The 1,152-nt window shown below is 61.6% G+C and carries 1 protein-coding gene; it reads left to right on the top strand.

The features are described from left to right. A partial coding sequence (locus tag ABWQ00_RS15265) for an alpha/beta hydrolase (RefSeq protein ID WP_353239517.1) occupies nucleotides 1–1,146 on the top strand: 1,146 nt, incomplete at its 5' end. Between the last annotated feature and the right edge of the window lie 6 nt (nucleotides 1,147–1,152).

Genomic DNA, 1,152 nt, shown 5'->3' with positions numbered 1-1,152 from the left:
CATTATTTGATCGCCACGCCCGCCAAATGGAGCGGTGTGCTGGTGGTGCACGCCCATGGTGGCCCGGCGCTGGGCGAGCCCAAGGCCTCTCGGGCAGACGAAGACATCAAACGCTGGGCCATCACCTTGACCGAAGGCCACGCTTGGGCCGGTTCGGTGTTCCGGCAAGGCGGCTTTGCCGTCACCACGGCGGCCGAAGACACCGAGCGTGTTCGCCGCATTTTTGTGGACCATGTCGCCAAGCCTCAGCGCACTTTGCTGCACGGACAGTCGTGGGGTGCCATGGTGGCCACCCGTGCGGCCGAGCTTTACCCCAAATCTTGGGAAGGTATTTTGCTGACCAGCGGTGTGGTGGCCGGGCCCACCACCTACGATTTCCGCTTGGACTTGCGCGCCATTTACCAGCACCTGTGCCGAAACCATCCCCGGCCCGATGAGCCGCAGTACCCCTTGTCTTTGGGCTTGCCCGCCGACAGCAAATTGACGGCTGCCGAGTTGGCTACGCGGGCGAACGATTGTTTGGGGGTACGCAAACCGGCTGCACAACGCACGCCTGTGGAAGCTCAAAAAATCAAGACCATCGTGGATGTCCTGAAAATCCCCGAAAACTCGATCGTGGGCCACCTCAACTGGGGCACTTTCACCCTTCGCGATGTGGTTGAAAAAAGCGGTGGGGCCAGCCCCTTTGGCAATGACACGGTCAAATACGTTGGCTCTGCCAACGATGCGGCCCTGAATGCCGAAGTGCTTCGCTTCAAGGCCGACGCCAAGGCCAGCGCCAGGTTTGAAGCCGATGTGAACCACCAAGGCCGGTTCAAAGTACCGGTCTTGACCACCCACGGCATTGGCGACTCCACCGTCTTTGTGGAGGGCAGCGACACCCTTCGCCAACGCATGGAAGCGTCTGGCAACGGTGCGCGATTGGTACAAACCTATGTGAACTCTGCAGAGCACAGCTATCTGGGCGATCCGATTTACCCGCCGCTGTTTGAAGCGCTGTTGGCATGGGTCAACCAGGGCACCAAGCCCACACCTGCAGGCATTGCCACAAGGTGTGCGGCCTTGCGGCCCGCGCAAGCGGCCGAGTGCCGGTTTGACACCGCTTACACGCCTCGCCCTCTGGCCAGCCGCATCGCGCCGCGCTGAACGAGG

It is taken from the genome of Limnohabitans sp. (assembly GCF_040400975.1).
Lineage (GTDB): Bacteria > Pseudomonadota > Gammaproteobacteria > Burkholderiales > Burkholderiaceae_C > Limnohabitans_A.
This window is presented reverse-complemented; position numbering and strand designations above follow the sequence as displayed.